Origin of the sequence: Bacteroides sp. AF32-8BH, assembly GCF_003435205.1 — a bacterium.
Lineage (GTDB): Bacteria > Bacteroidota > Bacteroidia > Bacteroidales > Bacteroidaceae > Bacteroides > Bacteroides ovatus.
Map to the genome: position 1 here is coordinate 23,070 of NZ_QVLZ01000041.1, position 19,309 is coordinate 42,378.

General features: G+C 37.9%; 18 protein-coding genes. 3 read left to right on the forward strand and 15 right to left on the reverse strand.

Annotated features, from left to right (window positions below; translation table 11 throughout):
• Positions 1 to 57 precede the first annotated feature (57 nt).
• From DWZ47_RS23535 to DWZ47_RS23545, 3 genes are read left to right on the forward strand one after another with little or no spacing between them, the layout of a single operon-like run.
• Entirely contained in the window at positions 58 to 396 is a 339-nt protein-coding gene (locus DWZ47_RS23535; RefSeq protein ID WP_008770294.1) for a plasmid mobilization protein, read from the forward strand.
• Entirely contained in the window at positions 393 to 1,793 is a 1,401-nt protein-coding gene (locus DWZ47_RS23540; protein ID WP_005868870.1) for a relaxase/mobilization nuclease domain-containing protein, read from the forward strand. Before DWZ47_RS23535 ends, DWZ47_RS23540 begins: the two co-directional genes overlap by 4 nt.
• A 27-nt stretch (positions 1,794 to 1,820) precedes the next feature.
• On the forward strand, positions 1,821 to 2,804 hold the full coding sequence (locus DWZ47_RS23545) for a hypothetical protein (RefSeq protein WP_005868869.1): 984 nt from the start codon (positions 1,821 to 1,823) through the stop codon (positions 2,802 to 2,804).
• A 44-nt stretch (positions 2,805 to 2,848) separates the two neighbouring features.
• On the opposite strand, the gene DWZ47_RS30745 is transcribed toward DWZ47_RS23545, so the two are convergent.
• The 15 genes from DWZ47_RS30745 to DWZ47_RS23630 all read right to left on the reverse strand — a co-directional run bounded on the left by DWZ47_RS30745 (position 2,849) and on the right by DWZ47_RS23630 (position 19,212).
• Positions 2,849 to 3,004 carry a hypothetical protein gene (locus DWZ47_RS30745; RefSeq protein ID WP_005868867.1) on the reverse strand — a complete coding sequence of 52 codons (156 nt, stop codon included), beginning with the start codon at positions 3,002 to 3,004 and terminating at the stop codon, positions 2,849 to 2,851.
• A gap of 611 nt (positions 3,005 to 3,615) precedes the next feature.
• Positions 3,616 to 4,263, reverse strand: coding sequence for a hypothetical protein (locus DWZ47_RS23555; RefSeq protein WP_005868866.1), 648 nt, complete (start codon positions 4,261 to 4,263; stop codon positions 3,616 to 3,618).
• 355 nt (positions 4,264 to 4,618) lie between these two features.
• Positions 4,619 to 5,959: a sugar phosphate nucleotidyltransferase gene (locus DWZ47_RS23565; RefSeq protein WP_005868865.1), complete on the reverse strand. Its 1,341-nt coding sequence runs from the start codon at positions 5,957 to 5,959 to the stop codon at positions 4,619 to 4,621.
• 5 nt (positions 5,960 to 5,964) lie between these two features.
• The gene (locus tag DWZ47_RS23570) at positions 5,965 to 7,101 is read right to left on the reverse strand and encodes a glycosyltransferase family 4 protein (protein ID WP_005868864.1); all 1,137 of its coding nucleotides are present in this window, start codon (positions 7,099 to 7,101) and stop codon (positions 5,965 to 5,967) included.
• Complete coding sequence (locus DWZ47_RS23575; protein WP_005868863.1) at positions 7,098 to 7,676, reverse strand: acyltransferase; 579 nt, start codon at positions 7,674 to 7,676, stop codon at positions 7,098 to 7,100. The genes DWZ47_RS23570 and DWZ47_RS23575 overlap by 4 nt, the downstream gene beginning before the upstream one ends.
• Positions 7,657 to 8,571: a glycosyltransferase family 2 protein gene (locus DWZ47_RS23580; RefSeq protein WP_005868862.1), complete on the reverse strand. Its 915-nt coding sequence runs from the start codon at positions 8,569 to 8,571 to the stop codon at positions 7,657 to 7,659. Before DWZ47_RS23580 ends, DWZ47_RS23575 begins: the two co-directional genes overlap by 20 nt.
• A 27-nt stretch (positions 8,572 to 8,598) precedes the next feature.
• A complete protein-coding gene (locus tag DWZ47_RS23585; protein WP_117514862.1) occupies positions 8,599 to 9,687 on the reverse strand; it encodes an EpsG family protein in 1,089 nt (362 codons plus the stop codon).
• Positions 9,684 to 10,784: a glycosyltransferase family 4 protein gene (locus DWZ47_RS23590; protein WP_005868860.1), complete on the reverse strand. Its 1,101-nt coding sequence runs from the start codon at positions 10,782 to 10,784 to the stop codon at positions 9,684 to 9,686. Before DWZ47_RS23590 ends, DWZ47_RS23585 begins: the two co-directional genes overlap by 4 nt.
• Complete coding sequence (locus DWZ47_RS23595; protein ID WP_005868858.1) at positions 10,771 to 11,673, reverse strand: glycosyltransferase family 2 protein; 903 nt, start codon at positions 11,671 to 11,673, stop codon at positions 10,771 to 10,773. The genes DWZ47_RS23590 and DWZ47_RS23595 overlap by 14 nt, the downstream gene beginning before the upstream one ends.
• Before the next feature lie 234 nt (positions 11,674 to 11,907).
• Complete coding sequence (locus tag DWZ47_RS23600; protein ID WP_005868857.1) at positions 11,908 to 13,083, reverse strand: glycosyltransferase family 4 protein; 1,176 nt, start codon at positions 13,081 to 13,083, stop codon at positions 11,908 to 11,910.
• Positions 13,084 to 13,085: 2 nt separating this feature from the next.
• Positions 13,086 to 14,420 (reverse strand): glycosyltransferase, encoded by a 1,335-nt coding sequence (locus DWZ47_RS23605; protein ID WP_005868855.1) that lies wholly within the window; start codon positions 14,418 to 14,420, stop codon positions 13,086 to 13,088.
• Positions 14,417 to 15,949 carry a lipopolysaccharide biosynthesis protein gene (locus DWZ47_RS23610; RefSeq protein ID WP_005868853.1) on the reverse strand — a complete coding sequence of 511 codons (1,533 nt, stop codon included), beginning with the start codon at positions 15,947 to 15,949 and terminating at the stop codon, positions 14,417 to 14,419. Before DWZ47_RS23610 ends, DWZ47_RS23605 begins: the two co-directional genes overlap by 4 nt.
• Before the next feature lie 564 nt (positions 15,950 to 16,513).
• Positions 16,514 to 16,957, reverse strand: coding sequence for an acyltransferase family protein (locus tag DWZ47_RS23620; protein ID WP_117514864.1), 444 nt, complete (start codon positions 16,955 to 16,957; stop codon positions 16,514 to 16,516).
• Positions 16,944 to 18,212: a nucleotide sugar dehydrogenase gene (locus DWZ47_RS23625; protein WP_005868845.1), complete on the reverse strand. Its 1,269-nt coding sequence runs from the start codon at positions 18,210 to 18,212 to the stop codon at positions 16,944 to 16,946. The genes DWZ47_RS23620 and DWZ47_RS23625 overlap by 14 nt, the downstream gene beginning before the upstream one ends.
• A 22-nt stretch (positions 18,213 to 18,234) precedes the next feature.
• A complete protein-coding gene (locus tag DWZ47_RS23630; RefSeq protein WP_005868843.1) occupies positions 18,235 to 19,212 on the reverse strand; it encodes an SDR family oxidoreductase in 978 nt (325 codons plus the stop codon).
• Positions 19,213 to 19,309: the final 97 nt, after the last annotated feature.

The window sequence follows — 19,309 nt, forward strand, 5'->3', positions numbered from 1 at the left end:
ATGCAAGGTATGTTTTTGTGGGTACAAAAAACCTTGCGACAGCCGAGCTGCCGACCAATGTTCGTTACACTCACATACTCTGTATATATGAAAGAGAATCGAGATATAAGTATAAAGATCCGCTTGACGGAAGCCGAGAAAGAACAGCTTCTTCAACGTTCAAAGGAAGAGGGAAAATCCCTTTCTTCCTTTATCAGAGAGTCTGCCTTGAAAGGCAGAAGCATATCGAAAACCGATGTGCAAATGATATATGAACTTCGTAAAATAGGAGCCAATATCAACCAGCTTGCCAAACATATCAATACGCTTCCGTCCGATGAAAATATATTGTATTCATTGGATCGGATTAACCAATACCTTTCGGATGTAGAAACCATTAACCGGAAATTGTTATGATAGCCGAGATACAACCTTCTTTCTCATCCCACCTGTCCATGAGCCGGAAAATTGAATACCAGCTTTCCAAGGTCAAGGAAGGAAACGGAAAAGTGCTTTACACCTCCACTGGTGACGAACTGGCCGCCATGCCAGCCTACATGAAACTTATCTCCCAGTTGAATGACCGGGTGAAACTACCTTATGCGGAATTTATTCTGAGCCTCTATCCGGGAGAAAGCCTTTCCGATGAACAGTGGCTTTCTCTTGCCGGGGAATATATCGAGAGGATGGGGTACGGAAAGTCCTGTTATGCCGTTGTCCTAAATACCGACAAGGCACACAGCCATGTGCATGTGCTGCTGACCACAATTGATGAAGAAGGCAAAAGCATTCCTTCCGGAAATAATTACAGCCGTTCCGAAAAGATCTCAAGGGAACTGGAGCAGAAGTACGGTCTGTTGCCTTTGGAAAGGGAAGGAGGCAAGAGAACCACGTTGGGAGAGGCGCAATACCGTAACTATTATTTCGATGCGGCCTTGAAGAAAGCCATGCGTAGTTATAATTACAAGGATAAGGTATCGGCTGTCCTGGAACAATCCGATACATACCGGTCTTTGAATAAACCCTTGCAAGAAATAAAATTGGCCAATGAAGAATGGCGTGTCCTATTGGGGGATGAAAGCTATGACAACCTTTTCGCATTGCTGGAAAAAGGAGGTTTTTTCAACCCCTTGTTCAAGGATGAACTGTTACAACAGCTTGACCGCATCTACTCTTTTTCCGAAAGTACATCCGATTTCCGAAGGAACCTGGAACAAGAAGGATTGTATATGCGTCTGGTCACCAAGAAGGACAAATCCTATTATGTCTATGGCATCAAGGATTCAGGCTTTTACCTGAAGGACGTTTCACTTCCTCAGAAATATCGTTTTGGTAATATTCGTTTTGATGGCCGGGGCATGAGCGCCGATGAACAGAAGCATTATCTCTATGACCATGTGTTTAAGGCATTGAACGCTTCTTTAGGCTATGAGGATTTTAAGAAAAGGTTGGCGGAAGAATCGATCCGTGTGACGGAACATGTAAACAGCAAAGGCGCATACGGGATTTCCTTTTATATGGAAAACGTGGAAAATGCTCATGTCTTTAAAGGTGCGGATCTTTCCCGTAAGCTCACTTATCAGAATATCCAGAAGCATTTCGATGGTGTGGCTGTCGGTCTCTCGCCACATATCGATAGGGTAGGGGAGTTCCGTGAGCGGGTGGATCGTGAGGCTTTCTATATGCAGGGTGGGGGAGTTATGGCCATTCCGGAACTTGACATTACCGGCAGCGGGAAGAAGTCGCAAGAGGATGATCTCATACCGTCCAAAAAGAAACGGAAACGCAAGAGTGGTCCCGATTTCTCATTATGATGAATACTAACTTAATATATTTGCTTTATGAATTATCAGACCGTTTTACAGAATTATCATCCCACTGAACAGGGGGATTTCATGTTGAGATATGAGATAGGTGGCCGGGGATATGTCGTTTACTCACCGGAGAAGGATGCGTTGTCTTGTATTGAATTACATGGCTTTTCCGAGCTTACTCCTTGGCAATTGGCTTTTGTTCTTTCCTTGGATATGCAGCAGATGAAAGAACAGGACGAGCTTTCTCTCTTCGTATGTTGTAAGCGAGAAAAGCTCTTGTCTTATCTTTTCGATGTGGAGGAAAGCGAAACCGTCTTGAAGACAAAGCACGTGTCCGGTTGGCAGGGCTATCTGATGATGGATATCCATAAGCCGGACAGGGTACGGAACGTGTTCCAGTTCCATCCGGAAACGAAAGAAGCCCGTTTGGTCTTTGATAACCGTTTATGTGTCGCTTCCCTTCGTGAGAAAGAAAAAGGAAAGCTCATCCATCTCTGTTGGAGTCCTTCTGTCTTTGCTGCCATCGATAAGGGAGGAGAGCGTACCGCACCGGCTTATCTGTTGGCTTCTGATGCTGCCTTGTTGCATGGGTATGCCATGAAACAGATTGCGGAATGCTTTGCCGGTACACCGGTTGAAGAACGGGTTATCGGTATTCATGTAGGGGATAATGTCTATGAGGCCTTGTCTTTTGTGTGCTATTACGTCCGTAACGTGCAGGATGAATATTTGGTTATTCCTGAGCGGAAAGATGGGATGGTGATTCTTGAAACCCCGAAATGGAATCCGATACGCCAGGCTAACTTCGTGGCTTCACTGAACAAGATGGCGGTTGACCAGGCGAAGAAACGCTATCCGGAAATGGAGGTTCCGAATGAACGGCCATTCACGTGCCTCTCTTTTGCCCGGAAGTCTTTCGTCTATTTCCCGGATCTGAAGGTGTATCAGGAGGTGTTCTTGAAGATGTATTTGGGGTTGGTGAGGTTACAGGAGGTGCATTTGCTGGGGTAAGGAACAATTGCAGTGCTGCTTATAAAATAGTGGCACTACTATTGTTAGAGTACTTCTATCATTCCTTTGGTTACGGCATCGGCCAGTAGTCTTTTTACAATCCTGCCACTGGGAGGATTGGTTATCCCAAGCGTTATCTCAACCCTGTTTGATAGAGGATGATAGTGCAGGTATTGGAGGATTTCATCTTCAATAGTCATGTTATAATTCTTTTATCGGGACAATTTTGCCTGATATTTATGCTTTTGTTTATTGTTCTGTCCCGATAGAGATTATTTTGGATGGACAAAGAAACGCTATCCAGAAATGGAGGTTCCGAATGAACGGCCATTCATGTGCCTTTCTTTTGCTGGAAGTCTTTCGTCTATTTCCCGAGTCTGAAGGTGTATCTGGAGATGTTTTTGAAGATGTATTGGGAATTGGTGAGGTTACAAGAGGCGCATTTGTTGGAATAAGGAAAAGGGTGCATCTAATGCCCAATTTGAAAGGATCACCTGCTACAGATAACTGTAACAGGGATATTATCCTTAAAAAAGTGAGTTAGATACACCATTTTAAAGTGCTTCTGTTATTTCTTTGTTTACGGTGTTGGGGAATAATCTTTTTATTACTCAGTTATAGGGAAAATAGGTCTGATATTTATGTTTGGATTATATACTTTGAGGATAAGTGAAGAAAGATATCTGAAGGTGGATTCTTTTATTTAGAGTTCCTTTTAGAATAAGATTTCGCCAAACAGAAATATATTTAGAATTGTTTCTCATAAACCTCAATGCTGCAACATTGAAGTCCAATCTGTAAGCTTGATATCTTATACATTTATTCTTATTTCCAACTTTTCATATAGCACAACTGCCTTTATCAGAGGCAGATTCTCCTTGCAGAACCATGGAAAATCGATACATCTGAAATCGACATGGCTCTCCTCCAGCAGATTGAGAAAACGGATGTCGTCTATCATCCCTTTTAAGGAAACGAACAGGAGAGGTATCTTTTTTCTTTGGCAAAAAAATAGCGCCTTCTGTAGTTCCGCATATGCGATGGCTTGTTCATCCTTGCTAGTGGAATCATTTCTCTTGTCAAAAAAAGACAACTGGACTTTTAATGAATTATGTTGTTGGAGGTATTCCGCCAGCTGTTGCTGTGCTTCAGGAGAGCTGGCATCTCCATACAGTATTATATCACTATATTGCTTCATATCGGGTATTTGTTCCGGTTGTACGCTCCTTTTTTCCAAAGGCACCCCTGCATATTCTTTCAATAGATGCTGCTTCGTGATCTTTCGGGGTTTCTCAACGGAGTAGAATGCATATCTGAATATAAACTGAGTCCCTTTCTTCTGTACGGATTCCTGTTCCAGGAAAAAAGAATTCAGGCGTATCTTGTTTTCTTGAAGGATATGTTTGGGAATATCTTCCTGATAGATATCGGTCATGTATTGAAGGATGGTCTTTTTCATTAGAAAAATCAATGAAAAGGTTCATTACCAGTATTTATAATAAGTTTTTCCAACCCATTAATTTTTGCGTAATGCTGTTTCTGCGGTTTAGAATCTGAAAACGAAGCTACTTTCGCAAGATCCTGTGTCCGGTATATATACTTACTTACATATGGATAGTGATATTTTATCATTTTACCGGCAAATACATTCCGAATGTTTTCCACATTGAGTACAATCTTGATCTTGTTGATAATAATCAATGCTATAGATTATCATTTCTTTTTCAATATGGATATCAGGTTGCCTAATTGAGGTTCGATAACTTTCTTGTAAACCAACTTCATTCTTTTGTCAGAGGTTTTAACGAAGGATTTTACCATTTATAGTCAAATTGTTCAATGTCTTCTTCTGCAAGTAGATTTCCGGACTGCACCTCGATGAACGTCAATTCAGAGATAGCCCTGACTGCATGTTTAACACCTTTCTTGATTGTAATCGTATCGCCTCTGCTGATAACCGACCTGATATCATCGAGTACCAGTTCTCCCTCGCCGTCGATAAACGTCCAGACTTCATCGCGATGGCGGTGTACCTGATAGCTGATACTCTTACCGGATTTGATTTTCAGTTGCTTGGTAAGTGATTTGTAACCGTCGGAAAACTCGGCGGTATCGACAACTTTGTATTCACCCCAGCGACGTTCTTCGAACATTGGCCGATGTTGTAGGCAGTCAGCGTAAGTTTTGATGTTCTCGCTTTTATCTTTGTCCGAAATTAGGATTCCATCATTTGATGCTGCGATAACTAGATTCCGTGTGCCAATGCACATGATTGGCAGTCCAAGTTCGTTGATGACGTGGGTATTTTCGGATTCTTCATCCATGACAACATTGCCCATGGTGTGTTCCGATAGTTCATCAGTCAACGTATTCCATGTACCAAGGTCTTTCCACTCTCCGGCAAAAGGTACGACGGCTACCGACTGCGCTTTTTCAGCGACTTCGTAGTCAAAACTGATTTTCGGAAATTCCCCATAGCGAGAACGAATTTCTGAAAAAGTGTCGGTTTTGATGTGTCGGGTTACAATATCTGTCATATACCCCAACCGAAAAGCGAATACGCCTCCGTTCCAGAAAGCACCCTCTGAAATAAGTTTCTCGGCAGTTATCATATCTGGCTTTTCCGTAAAGCGTGATACTTGAAATATTCCTTTGTTCTGTACATCATTGACTGGCACTACATATCCGTATTTTGCTGACGGATATGTGGGGTTAATTCCCATCAATACTAGTTCGGCTACATTGTTTTTCACTGCATCCGCTATCCTGCGAATCGTTTCAAAATAACCTGTTTCGGTATAAGGGTCGCAAGGCATGACGATTATAATCTCATCGGTGGAACATTTTCGTTTGTAGGCCAAATACGAGCTTGCGAGAGCGATAGCCGGGAATGTATCGCGACGCTCCGGTTCCGTAACTACAGGAATCTCTTCTCCAAGCTGGTTGATGATGATATCCCGTTGTGACTGGCTTGTTGCCACAGTAATCGAATCACAGATGCCGGTTTCTCGTAATTGCCGTACCACCCGCTGCACCATCGACTCTTTCGAGCCATCGGGCGCAGTCAACAGTTTGATAAATTGTTTTGACCGTGTATTATTGGAAAGCGGCCATAGGCGTTTACCAGAACCGCCGGATAACAGTATGATTTGCATAGATGTTATTTAATTCGATTTTTAATTTGCCGATAGTATTCTTCAAGCATCAATTTCCAAAATTTATTGCGTTCGTAACGTGATGTAATCATTGCCCTTGCATTCTTTGCCATTCTTTTTACCTCATTAGGATTATCCAAAAAATATTTCATGGCTTTATACAATGCGTGTTCGTCTTGTGGTGGAACAATTATTCCATTTTTGTTTTGAACAATTATTTCATTACAACCATTGATATCTGTAACGATTTGTGGTAATTCCAAGGCCCCAGCTTGCATGACAACATTAGGGAAACCTTCACGATAGGAGGGAAAAACAAAAGCCTCACACCCCATTAGATAGGGACGAACATCTTGTTGAAAGCCGACAAACTCAATGTGAGAATTTGTGCTAATCTCTTGTTTTACCCAATCATCAACCGGATAAAGGTTTTCTTCCATAAAGCCGATTAAACGTAATCCTATGTTAGGATAATCTTTCTGTAATCGAATAAAAGAAGCTACTAATTCATTGATTCCTTTCTCATAAAATATACGACCTACAAAACCAAACGTGAAATCGAAAGTTGAAATCTTAATATCTTGTGTAGCATTTCGCGAATAGAATGCCGTATCAATTCCATTTGAACCACCATTACCGATAACAAGCATTTTTTTAGGATTGCCGATCCCCATTGAACAAATAATATCACACATCTTTTGTGAATTGGGATATACATTTGTGGCACAAGCGTAAGTTAACCGTTCCGTAAAACGAAGAATTTGTTTTTTTATGCCCGTAGCCGTCGTCAATGGGAAGCCTGTTACCGTGTGCATACGGATCGGCACACGTGCTATCCATGCTGCTAACATACCCAAAAGACCAGCTTTGGGGGTGTGCGAGTGAACAATAGTCGGCTTCTCTTTGATAAAAAGTTTTACCAATTGGAAAAGAGTTATTAAATCGAAAATCGGATTTATGGCTCTTGACATTTTTACCGGAATACAACGTGCCTGTTGCTTCTGTAATTCCTCCCAACCTTCTCCTTTAGGGGCAACGGCAATGACATCGAAATATGCGGAAAAATAATTCAATTGACCTTGAAGTTGCCGGACTTGAAAATAAGCTGAATTTGTTATTTTGAATAATTTCTTTTTTTTCATTGAAAAGATTTTATTTTTTTTGCAGGAACTCCCCCATAAATAGAGAATGAGTCAACACTTTTATTAACCAAACTATTTGCGCCTATTATACATCTTGTATCAATGTGAACTCCACATAAAATCCTCACTCCACAACCAATCCATACATCATCATGGATAACTACCGTTTTTTTTAGGATTTCATTATATTTAATAGGTAAATTAAAATCAGAATAAGTGTGAGTACTTGTTAGTATTGAACTTGAATGGGCAATAGACACATTATTTCCGATCATCAATCCTCCGCTACATTCAAAATAACACATCGGATGAATACTGATATTATCTCCCAGTTCTAGTTTCTCTATGTTAGATATATATACATTTTCTTTAATTACAACATTATCACCGCATTTTTTTGCTAGATTTTTCACCAATATGTATCTAATCACAATACCAACTTTTCCTCCAATACCTCTTAAACTTACAAATAAAAAATTATTAAGTTTCCTAGGAAGATATGAATCTACTATAACGAATACCTTAATTAATGGTTTAATCCGTTTAAATAAAGTTCTACCGCTTAGATCCGACATGTCTAATATCTATATAATTGTTTTTTTTATCTTTCATATGAAACAAATAGCCAATAGGCATAAAAATAATATAACTAGAAATTCCTATTTGTTTTATTTTATTTTTCATTTTCAATTTAGAGCAAGGAGCAAAACGCCAGTAATTTATATGAGCTTTTATTTTTTTTAAATATGGAATATCTAGTGATGCCATTTCTGAATAAATTCTCATGGCATAATTAGGTGAATTCATTCTGTTTTTGATTGATGAAACAGATAAACCGTCTGATAAATACTCTGCGATGTATATTTTTTCATTAAAAAATAACATAAGGTAATTTTTTCCAATACGGTTTAGAACCAAACTTTCTGCACAAAATTTTTCTCCGGGTATATCGTCAAATAAATAATTTCTCAGGACTGATGTTTTAAAAACAAACGCAACATCCCCTTTTATATTTTTTATAATCCAATAGTTAATCCAAGAATCTTTTAAAATTTTCCATGTAACCTCTTTCCCTATACGAGAACCATCTGGAAAGCATTTCATACCACAAACTCCAGCAAATTTATCATTATTCTTTATATATTGATAATGAAAAACTATTCGTTCTATAGAGTCTTTTGTTAAATAGTCATCACTATCTACAATATAAAATAATTCTCCTTTTGCATGTAATACGCCATTGTTGATTGCTCTATGTTTTCCACCATTCTCTTGTTTGATGAAACGAATTAATATACGATCTTCATTTTGATAAGATTTTATAATTTCATCAATATCATCAGTGCTCCCATCGTCAACAATAATCCATTCAAAATTTTTATAGGTTTGAGACAACAAACTCTGATATAGATTTCCAATTAAATTCTTCCTATTATATACCGGTGTAAATACAGTAACTAAATCTTTCATAAAAATCTTTTTCTATTGTTTTGTATTTTATTTTATCCACATTACATAAGTGAACATATAATAACATAGAATAATCCATTTTATTCGTTCTCCCTGGTTATTTATTAAGTTATCTTTTAGCAAGGGATATATCAATACTATAGGATAAAGAAACCAAGATAGATAAGCAAATCTGTTATTATACGGTACATGAATGGTCAATAGCCAGAACGCATTACTTGCTATATAAGTATTAAATAAACGGATAAACAATTTGTCTTCGTAGCAATATGTATAGATATATTTCACTCCTGCGATAATGGGTATCAAACTATAAATAATGAAGTCCCAGCGAAATCCAATATTAGAGAACATTTGCTCCATGCCTTTATAAGACATATTCAAATATTCAGACATCCTTTTATCCTGTTCAAACCAAGGAATGTTTGTCAACAAAGTGGAGAAAGAATCACGTGCAACAAGCATAAGCAGGAAAAACGTTCCCCATAAGTATAAGTAGTGTTTGGGATTATTTGAAAGTCGGGTCAGCAAGAAACAGCCAATTGACAACATGACGGATTGATGGAAAAGACATGCTATAATCCAAACAGGAATTCGTTTAATATCGTTGTTTGGAACAAGAAAAGAGAAGATAACTAACGATGTAGCTATTCCGTTACGCAGTCCATTTACTCCGTATCCCCAAAAACTCAAAGAACAAACGAACAACACTAGTGCTACAGCATATTGTTGTTTGAATCGTTTCTTTAAAGCAAAGAAAACAGGCAATATATATAATGAGCAAAGAACAAACCAATACCCTTTTAAATTGACGAGTTGTGAAAGCCAATAGGTAAGATACTCAAAACCAATATCTCTATCTCTTATAGCAACCGTACCATAGAAGGCTTTCTTTTGGAAAGCCATGGCATAAGCTGAAGTATCTCCAAAGTAGTGATAATCGGTCGGTCGGAAAGTTACATGAACATATACAATCAAGAGTAAAGCAAGGCTAAATATCTGGTTGTTGATATAAGGCTGTCTTACTGTTTCTGCCCTGACCGGTTGAATAGCGATGTAAACAACTAATAGCAGCAACAAGTTGTAATATAAGGCTATATATAGACTAATACTCATAAAATGACATCACAAATTTGGTCCACATAATGTTCCCACGTAATTTTAGCTTCTATGCGCCGACGTGCATTACGACCTTCATTTATAGCAAGAGATTTATCGTCGATTAACTTAATGAGTAAATTCTCCAATTCTTCGTGGGCGTCCTGATGTATCAACCAACCGCCATTATTCTCCTCGACAGCATCGGGAATGCCACCTGTACGAGTACCTATAACGGCGGTTCCACAAGCTTGCGCTTCGGCAAAAACAAGCCCGTATCCTTCTACATTCCTATTATCCGCTTCTTCACGTGTACAGAGAATGAATATATGCGAGGCTGAATAGAAATCGCAAAGTTTATTATCATCAATGAAACCTTCAAATGATACAATATCTGACAATCCTAAATCGGTAACCATCCGCTCAAGTGCACTCTTATATTTTCCTTTACCTCCGAGATGCAATCGCACTTGTTGCTTATACTTTGCCGGTAAAGAAGCTATCGTCCGGATAATAAAATCATGTCCTTTAAATTTTTCCAATCGAGAAATAGAACAGAGGTGTAGCAAGCCATCCTTATATTTTTCACAAGTAGGGCGAAAATGAATTGCATCAACCGCTAACGGAATAGCGATTGTTTTAGCATTTGGAGAACAATGTTTTACTAATGTCTCTGTATAATGACTGTTAGCAATCACGCAAGAGGCGTTTCTTAGTATAAAACGTCGATAAGTAGGCCAAATACAGCGTCGGAAAAAACTCTTTCCGGCAAGATATTCGGCTCCATGTGCCAATATATAGGTTTCTCTGTTTGACAATAGAGACAGCATTCCCTCTGGATGATAATTCCCGGTAATTACAATATCACCGGGAACAGTTTTTTTGCGTAAATACTTCAATGTACGCAACTCCAATATTCCTCTTCTTCCATGCAATCTCACCACATTATTATCCTCCTCTGCATCGGTAGAAGTACTTTGGGGACAAATGACTGTAACATTCAGTCCTTTTTTCTCTAAATATTTTTTCAGTTCAAAACAAAGCCTTGCAATACCACCATTACTTGGTGGATAATCATAGGTTACAATAAAAATGTGTTTGTTAGATGTTTGCATAATGAGTATATTTAGGAGTTAGTTTTCCTTTTTTATAACCTTCTTTATAAGTTTTTGCAAAAAGTCTAAACAGTCCGGGATTGCGGTAAGTAAAAGCGTATGATGCAACAAGACGCAACAAATAGATGTAAGCAGTCGGCCTATGATACCATTTGAGATGACGGCTAATCAATAAAGCCCGGTTATGTACTAATGAAGCAATATAGCGATTGATATCCAGAACCCTGCAACCGCCTGTATCAGCAGCCAAGTGCCATACATGAGCATCATAATTAAAAAAAACTTTGTATCCAAGTTCCTTTACTCGTAAACATATTTCGGTTTCTTCATATAGAGCAGCTCCATAATTCAAATATTCATCAACACCACCAACTTCTAAAAATATGTCTTTTTTTATGCTATAATTTCCACCTCCGCCATGATCTACATATTCTTTATGATTAATGTGGAATCCCCGTTCTGGAGTTGCCGTATAGAAATGGAACTTGCCTACATTTTTCGATTTGGGATTATTCTTATATTTTTCTGTAATTCCCCCTGCCACTACTGCGATATCAGGTTGTGACAAGAACTTGTAATGCTCTTTGAGCAGGTTGCAGTCACACTCGATATCATCATCTAGAAATAGGATGTAGGCGTATTGTGTGTGTTGCACACCGAAATTACGAGCTTCAGGTAGCCCTCTAAATTCAGTCACATGATAGTACTTAATCAATGTATCACTATCTTTTGCACGACTATACATAGTACTGTCAATGGCTGCCGATTGGTCTACAATAATTATTTCATACGGCTCCCCAAAATCTTGCTCTATTAAGCAATCAACTGTACTTGCCAGATAATCAGCCCGATTAAGTGTGGGCAAAATAATGCTTATCCCTTTTTGCATAAGGCGTTTATGAATAATATGAATCAAGAGTTAAGAAATTAATCACTTCGTTTAGGAATTATACTCTATCAGAAATTTCACTATAATGAAGCATTTCTATATTTTACGTAGTTGTACTGAAATGTTTGACTTTCTTCAAGATGGCAATACAAAAAAAGCCTTAACTCCCCTTCGTATGAATATGTGATTTTATAAATAAAAAGTCCGTTTAAATTTTCTAATAAAGCAGTTGAGTTAGGATTCTTCTACATGATGTTTGGAGCTATCTCTTATAACTCGATTGTAAAATTCGATGTTTTGTGCCACTATCTCGTTGGTGTTGAATCTAGCAGTTGCATTTAGATAAGCCCTGTCGGCTTGTTCACACCTATAAATGGGATTCGAGATTAGCCGTTGCAAAGCCTCTGCAAATTCATCGATACGTTTCACCCTGCATTTGCAAACACAGTTACTGTCTCCTATAATCTCTTGAAAACAATCGATATCGGAACAAACAATTGCCTTCCGCAGTAACATTGCCTCCAGTAAGACCAAACCGAAAGTTTCTGCATGGCTTGGAAATATGCAAATATCGGCACTGTTAGCGTATGACATAGTCTTGTCATAAGGTAAGCGACCTAAATACGATACACAACCGATCGATTGCTTTGAAAAGAGAGATTTGCATTTTTCCCATGTCGAAGAACCATTCACTACTGCATCCTGTCCGATGAGAATGAGTTTGACATTGTCGTTTTGCTCGCATATCCTGTTGAAAATAAGAGGCAAATCAAGTACCCCCTTTTTCTCAACAATTGTCCCCCAATAAAGTATCGTTATTGTATTTTTGTTCATGTCACTAGATGAAAGAGGGGGCATGTTTATATCCACAGGATTATATATTACACATTTTCTCTTATTCGAAGACAGACTGAATAATTTATCCGTCAGGTCGAGAGCCTGTCGGCTAACTCCTATATAGGCATCAGAATTACGCAAAGCATTATATTCCATAAGCCGTACGTTCCATGGAGTTTTGTTTCCAGACAAATGATCGAAATACACATTTGAACCATGTAATCTTGTAACTACTGGTACAGATAAACTACAAAAAGCCAAAGGTCCCTCCCAGTCGATAGATTCAACGAGGTCGATGCCAATCTTTGCCACTAATAGATTTAACTTTTTATTTAGATACCTTCTATTGATAAAAGAAGAAAATGGAGACTTATGAGGCTGGTTTATAGGTATCACAGATATACCATCGTCCCACACAGTTTCTGTAAACTTATTGCCCCAATACACAACTGATACCTTCACACCAGTCTCACTCTTAACGATAAGATGAGACAAATGTTTGATAAAAATTCCGATTCCGCCACATTTCATACCCAATATCGGATATTCTGTAGTTAAAAACGCTATATGCATCTCTATTGTATTTTTTGGAAAATATCAATGAAAGATTTTGTTTGTTGCGATGCCAAGTAACGGCGGCAATATTCTTTGTTTGCCGTCATTGGAAATTTTTCGCTAAATACTTGTTTGATGACAGTAACACCTTGCTGAGGAGTATCTATAAAAATACCTATGCCTGCTTTTATCAATTCGGTTCGTGCTTCGCTAGTCATGGGCACCATTGCTAATACAGGCACTTGTAATGCGATATAATCGACCATTTTTGCGAAATTAGTCCACCATAAAGCCGTGTGTCCGGGAATAAGTACTGCTGCTTTTGCATTAACTATCAATTCATACAATTTACGCTGCGGTACATGATTGATATATTCCACGTTGTTACAGATTCCCAAATCATTGACAAATTCTTCCGTTTGTTTTTGATTGATATTCTTATTACCCACAATTTTAAGGGTGCAACCCTTGCCTTTTAATTCCTTAGAATTGACAGCTTCGGCAAATATTTTCAAGAAATTATCTTTATATTCATGGAGGTATTCACCCACGAATATTATATAATTCTCTTTTTCTCTATTTTGAAAAGAAGGCAAATAATCATCATCTACTCCAGTTGGAATAAAATATGATTTATTTGAGTATCGTCCCTCATATAAATCATTAAATATATTCAGGTATGCTCCCGACAGACCAGTAATAGCATCAGCGTATTTAAAAGTATCTTGTTCAATTTTCTTTTGCTTGGCAAAAACAGGAAAATAATCAGAATACATTCGCTTAGCGTATGTGGTAGGATCCCTGAAATCAGCAACCCATTTTACTCCGGTTAGATGTTTAAGTCGCATACCGATTCTATTTGAGGTAAAAGGCAGGCAAGTGGTATATATGATAGATATATCATGTTCTTTAATTATTTTTCGTCCCATCCTCACGGCACTTCTTTCCCAGAATCTAAAGCGGTCGGGAACTTGAATCCATCGGTCTAGTATATATTTATAAAACTTACCGAATAAAGATTGCTTGTTAGAGGTGACTGTATCCGTGCTTTTTGACTGTGCACCAATAGTTTTTGCTTTGGCTGTAATGGCTTTGAGTGAAGTATCTTCTCCTCCAAGCAACATTCTAAGGCCGCGCAATGTCGGTTCTATATAATTGGCTTGATAAATAGGCACGTCTTGGACTTCGTCCAACAAATCAGGATCTTCTAAATATAGATAATTACGATTAACCGTCAGTACTATCGGATTCCAACCTGTACGTTTAAGATATTTTACAAGTTTAAATGCCCTAAATACCGCAGCATGAGTCTGTGGCGGAAAAAAAGGAGTAATTATAAGTATGTTTTTATTCATCGTTTTAATTTGTTTAAAATCAATGCTTTTACTTTTTTCTTATTTTCTTTGTCTAATAGCACATAATAGGACAGAACAACCAATATTATTGAAGAACTAAGAGCCACGATAATCACTCTTGTAAAGGACTCAACCAAGATATGTTGTATGAGTAGGATTGCGGTAAAAGAAGGAATACTTATGAAAAGATTCACTACCATCGTTGTGAAGAAAAAACGTATCGGTTTGAAATCTTCAACATAATGATGGAGTGTATATGAGCAAACGATATAAATCAATAATGTGCTCACTATAGGCAATCCAAAAGCCCAAGTCAAGCCGATACCTTTACTAAACAATAACCAAAGTATCGGAATGACTGATAATGATACTGTCCCCGCCATAAATGAATAAAATTTCAAACGTCCGACAGCTTGTATTCCAATATATATAATATTATTATTCAATGATATGAAGCTTGAGACTATCAATAAAATACAGAATTCAATTGTATATGGAGGAACTTCCACGAGCCATAAATTCATTACATAATGTATTTCAGAGATAAAAGGAATAGCAACCAACAGATATAACACATTTGCCAAACAAGTAGTTTGCTTTAGTAATTGTATCATGGCATTGAAATCGGTCAATGCGTATTGCTTTATAATTTGCGGCCTCGAAGCCATTACCAAATTGGTTGATACTTGTTCAATCATCAGTTGCACAGTTGTTGCCAATCCGGCTGCGGCATTAACAGCTGTACTGCCAAATATATTAAGCAACATATTTGTTCCCTGTTGACGAGTAGTAAAGCAAATATTGGAATAAAGATTCCATCCTGAAAAGCTAAACAGAGAACGGCCGATAACCTTATTCCATTCCCAATTAATCCGGCATTCGTCATAATGCCTAATGCAATAAATGCGATATGTCATTGCAATCAAGAATGAAGATAAGAGCATAAGTCCTCCATATAAAATGAGCTTATCACATACTGTAATAAGTAGAAGTGTAGCGATCAGCAACTTCAACAGTGATCCAACAATTTCCACAATAGCATACACGTCCATTTTTTCGTGCGAAATAAGAGTCGCATTGTATGGAACTTGAGTGATGCTGACCATTGAGGAAATTATTGAAAATTGATACACCCAAACAGCTGCACTCATTCTCTCATCTGGAATGTTCAATTTTTCGAATAACAGCCAAAGTCCGACCGTTTCAGCCAAAAACAAGACTATAATTGCAATTCCTATATGTAATATAAAGGCTGTATTGAATGTTTGTTGGAGTTGTCGAGGGTCATTTTTGGCAAGTTCGACTGTAAGAAAGCGTGAAGTCGCTCCACTCATCGTTACATTCAAAAAGCTAAATAGGACAACAATACCGCCGACAAGTCCATAAATGCCATAATCATCTACACCAAGTGCATTTAACACGATCCGTGATGTATATAGTGATACAATCATGGACAGCAACATACGTGCATAAAGTGCCACTGTATTCTTGAATATTTTTTTATTATTTACGGACGATGTCTTATTCATAGCAAGCTTATGATCTTCCTAATACAGACGGAATGTATCTTTTTATTAAGGTTGTCGCAAAATAGCATATTGCAACAATGAGTGCAAATTCCAATATGGTCCAACTGTAGTTTACAAGATGTAACTTATTGCGCACGATCCAGAATGTATCTACAAATAATATATGTAGCCCCAATAATGCCAAACTGTTAATTCCACACCAAATCAATATTTTATCCAATGGAATAAGTTTCAGCTTTCTCGAATTAAAATATGAATTGATAAACCAATAAAAATTCATAATAAAAACCATTGAAAGCAACAATAGATGCAATGGAAAATTGTTTGATTTTAAGTCAACGTAAGAGGGAAATAGAACGATGAAAACAATGGCGATAATAAGCAAGAATAATGAGTATATCGGTGAAACCTTCATGCCGTACCATTTGTTCCGCATGAAGCAAAAACCAAGATGGTAATAAATCAAGGTAGACATTGTTGTGTCAATAAAATATGGCAAATCAATGTTATTAGCATTTAACCAATATCCTACTCCATATAATAATATACATAATGCGCTGATTGTTAATGCTTTATTGTAGGGGTGATTTTATGTATCAATAAATAAACGAATGAAACCTCGAACAAACAAATTAAAAACCAAATTACATGAAATAAAATAAAAGAGTTTTCATCACCGAGAAAACCATCAAACATACTCGTTACAGGGAGCGAGATCGCTTTTGCCCAATTATGAGTTTCGTTAAGTTTCAAAACGAACAAATATGCGAACAACAAAAAGGCAAAAAAGGCCCAAGGAATCAGTAATTGTCTGGTCTTTTTTGCAAAAAACTCTCTCAAACTGATTGGACGAAAGAAACAGCCTGACACACAAAAAAAAAGGGGCATGTGAAAACTGTAAATAACGGTTTTCAACATGTAAGGGATTTGTATATGACCAAGGATGACCAATAAAATTCCTCCCCCTTTCAATATGTCAAAGGAGACAATCCGATTAGAGTCTACCATCTACAACGTTTTTTTCAAAGATAGCTTTAACATCGAATATGACGTGTTGAGCATTTAGTAACGTTTTTACATCAAAGCCTATAAACTGTTCGTGTGCTACAGCTATAATTGCCGCATCGAATTTCTTATCCAAAGGATGTTGGTTCGTTACCGAGATTCCATATTCTCGCATAACTATATCAGGATTGGCCCAAGGATCATATACGGTGATATGTACGTTATACTCTCGCAAAGCATTGTAAATATCTATAACCTTTGTGTTCCGCACATCAGGACAGTTTTCTTTAAAAGTAAACCCTAATATGAGGATATGAGAGTTGAGCACCTGTATTCCTTTCTTCAGCATCAATTTCGCAACTTGGTTGGCCACATATTCCCCCATACCGTCGTTCATTCGGCGACCGGCTAAGATTATCTCAGGATTATAACCGTGACGTTGTGCACATTGAGCCAAATAATACGGATCAACTCCAATGCAATGGCCTCCAACCAGCCCAGGCTTAAATGGCAGGAAATTCCATTTGGTAGAAGCTGCTTCCAGTACATCCTGTGTATCAATGCCCATTTTAGTAAATATCTTGGATAGCTCATTCACAAATGCGATATTGATATCACGCTGTGAGTTTTCTATTACTTTGGCTGCTTCCGCTACTTTCATCGTAGGAGCGAGATGTGTACCGGCGGTAATTACAGAAGCATATACCTCATTTACTTTCTTACCTATTTCAGGCGTAGAACCGGAAGTAACCTTTTTGATTTTTTCTACTGTATGAAGTTTATCTCCCGGATTTATACGTTCAGGGCTATAGCCAGCAAAGAAATCTTCATTAAATTTCAATCCGGACACTTTTTCCACAACCGGGATACATTCGTCTTCTGTAACACCTGGATAAACAGTAGATTCATACACCACAATATCCCCTTTGGAGATTACCTTACCAACAGTTGTGCTGGCACCGTAAAGCGGAGTCAAATCCGGATTGTTGTTTTTGTCTACCGGAGTGGGAACGGCAACTACATAAAAATTGTAATCACGGATTTCCTCTATATTGGCAGTACACTTAAAACCATTGGCAAGGGCAGATTGGAGTAGTTCATCTGACACTTCGAGTGTCGCATCATGACCTGCCATCAAAGCAGTCACACGAGCTTGGTTCATGTCAAAACCTATCGTTTTATACTTTGTCGAGAAAAGACGAGCCAAAGGGAGCCCTACGTAACCAAGACCAATTACGCAAATTTTAGTTTCATTCATAATTTCATCTGTTATTATTACTTTAAATATTCTTCCAATACCATTTGACAGCCTCTTTCAAACCGTCACGCATACTGTATTGAGGATTGTAACCTAAAAGGGATTTTGCTTTATCAATACATGCCAAGGAATGGGGAATATCCCCCAAGCGGTTGGGACCATGAATTATTTTCACGTTGGCAATTTCGGGGTCAAATTCACTCAAAAATTCTTTCAAGTAACCGACCAACTGGTTTAATGTGGTGCGTTCTCCGAAAGCAGTATTGTATACTTGGTTGGTTGCATTCGGATTTGTCGTGGTCATAGCCAGCATGTTCATTTGAATCACATTGTCTATATAAGTAAAATCGCGGCTATATTCACCATCTCCGTTAATGACAGGACTCTCATGAGCCATGAATTTCTTAACGAACAAAGGAATCACCGCAGCATATGCCCCGAATGGATCTTGACGACGACCGAAAACATTGAAATATCGTAAGCCGATACATTCCATTCCATAGGTTTTGGCAAACACATCGGCGTAAAGCTCGTTTACATACTTTGTTATGGCATAAGGCGAAAGCGGTTTACCAATCACATCTTCTACTTTGGGAAGAGACTGACTGTCTCCATATGTAGAAGAACTTGCTGCATATATAAAACGCTTTACATTGGCATCGCGAGCGGCTGTCAGCATATTTAAGAATCCCGATATATTAGTTTCATTTGTAGTTATAGGATCTTTGATAGAACGTGGAACTGAGCCTAATGCTCCTTCATGCATAACGTAATCTACATTTTCTACAGCTTTCTTACAATCGTTCAGATTCCGTATATCTCCTACGATAAGTTTAAACTTATTCGGATATCGTTGTAGAAATGGAAAAATGTTTTCAGGTTTACCTGTGGAAAAATTATCCAAACAGATTACATCATAGTCGTGAGCCAATAAATACTCACATAAATTGGAGCCGATGAATCCCGCTCCACCAGTAACTAAAACTTTTGTTAATGACATATGGATTGTTGTTTTATGTTGAAGTTGCAAGCCTATTGCTTGATAGGGGTGTAATGATTTATTTTAAGACTGGTTTGGATAAAAGAGAGATTGTGTG

Excerpts from the sequence above, each read along its gene's own strand:
- DWZ47_RS30745 (WP_005868867.1), bottom strand. The coding sequence starts at position 3,004 with ATGACTATTGAAGATGAAATCCTCCAATACCTGCACTATCATCCTCTA.
- DWZ47_RS23605 (WP_005868855.1), bottom strand. The coding sequence starts at position 14,420 with ATGAATAAAAACATACTTATAATTACTCCTTTTTTTCCGCCACAGACT.
- DWZ47_RS23570 (WP_005868864.1), bottom strand. The coding sequence starts at position 7,101 with ATGAAAAAAAAGAAATTATTCAAAATAACAAATTCAGCTTATTTTCAA.
- DWZ47_RS23545 (WP_005868869.1), top strand. The coding sequence starts at position 1,821 with ATGAATTATCAGACCGTTTTACAGAATTATCATCCCACTGAACAGGGG.
- DWZ47_RS23610 (WP_005868853.1), bottom strand. The coding sequence starts at position 15,949 with ATGAATAAGACATCGTCCGTAAATAATAAAAAAATATTCAAGAATACA.
- DWZ47_RS23625 (WP_005868845.1), bottom strand. The coding sequence starts at position 18,212 with ATGAATGAAACTAAAATTTGCGTAATTGGTCTTGGTTACGTAGGGCTC.
- DWZ47_RS23630 (WP_005868843.1), bottom strand. The coding sequence starts at position 19,212 with ATGTCATTAACAAAAGTTTTAGTTACTGGTGGAGCGGGATTCATCGGC.
- DWZ47_RS23595 (WP_005868858.1), bottom strand. The coding sequence starts at position 11,673 with ATGCAAAAAGGGATAAGCATTATTTTGCCCACACTTAATCGGGCTGAT.
- DWZ47_RS23540 (WP_005868870.1), top strand. The coding sequence starts at position 393 with ATGATAGCCGAGATACAACCTTCTTTCTCATCCCACCTGTCCATGAGC.
- DWZ47_RS23565 (WP_005868865.1), bottom strand. The coding sequence starts at position 5,959 with ATGCAAATCATACTGTTATCCGGCGGTTCTGGTAAACGCCTATGGCCG.
- DWZ47_RS23600 (WP_005868857.1), bottom strand. The coding sequence starts at position 13,083 with ATGCATATAGCGTTTTTAACTACAGAATATCCGATATTGGGTATGAAA.
- DWZ47_RS23620 (WP_117514864.1), bottom strand. The coding sequence starts at position 16,957 with ATGGTAGACTCTAATCGGATTGTCTCCTTTGACATATTGAAAGGGGGA.
- DWZ47_RS23585 (WP_117514862.1), bottom strand. The coding sequence starts at position 9,687 with ATGAGTATTAGTCTATATATAGCCTTATATTACAACTTGTTGCTGCTA.
- DWZ47_RS23555 (WP_005868866.1), bottom strand. The coding sequence starts at position 4,263 with ATGAAAAAGACCATCCTTCAATACATGACCGATATCTATCAGGAAGAT.
- DWZ47_RS23535 (WP_008770294.1), top strand. The coding sequence starts at position 58 with ATGTTCGTTACACTCACATACTCTGTATATATGAAAGAGAATCGAGAT.
- DWZ47_RS23575 (WP_005868863.1), bottom strand. The coding sequence starts at position 7,676 with ATGTCGGATCTAAGCGGTAGAACTTTATTTAAACGGATTAAACCATTA.
- DWZ47_RS23590 (WP_005868860.1), bottom strand. The coding sequence starts at position 10,784 with ATGCAAACATCTAACAAACACATTTTTATTGTAACCTATGATTATCCA.
- DWZ47_RS23580 (WP_005868862.1), bottom strand. The coding sequence starts at position 8,571 with ATGAAAGATTTAGTTACTGTATTTACACCGGTATATAATAGGAAGAAT.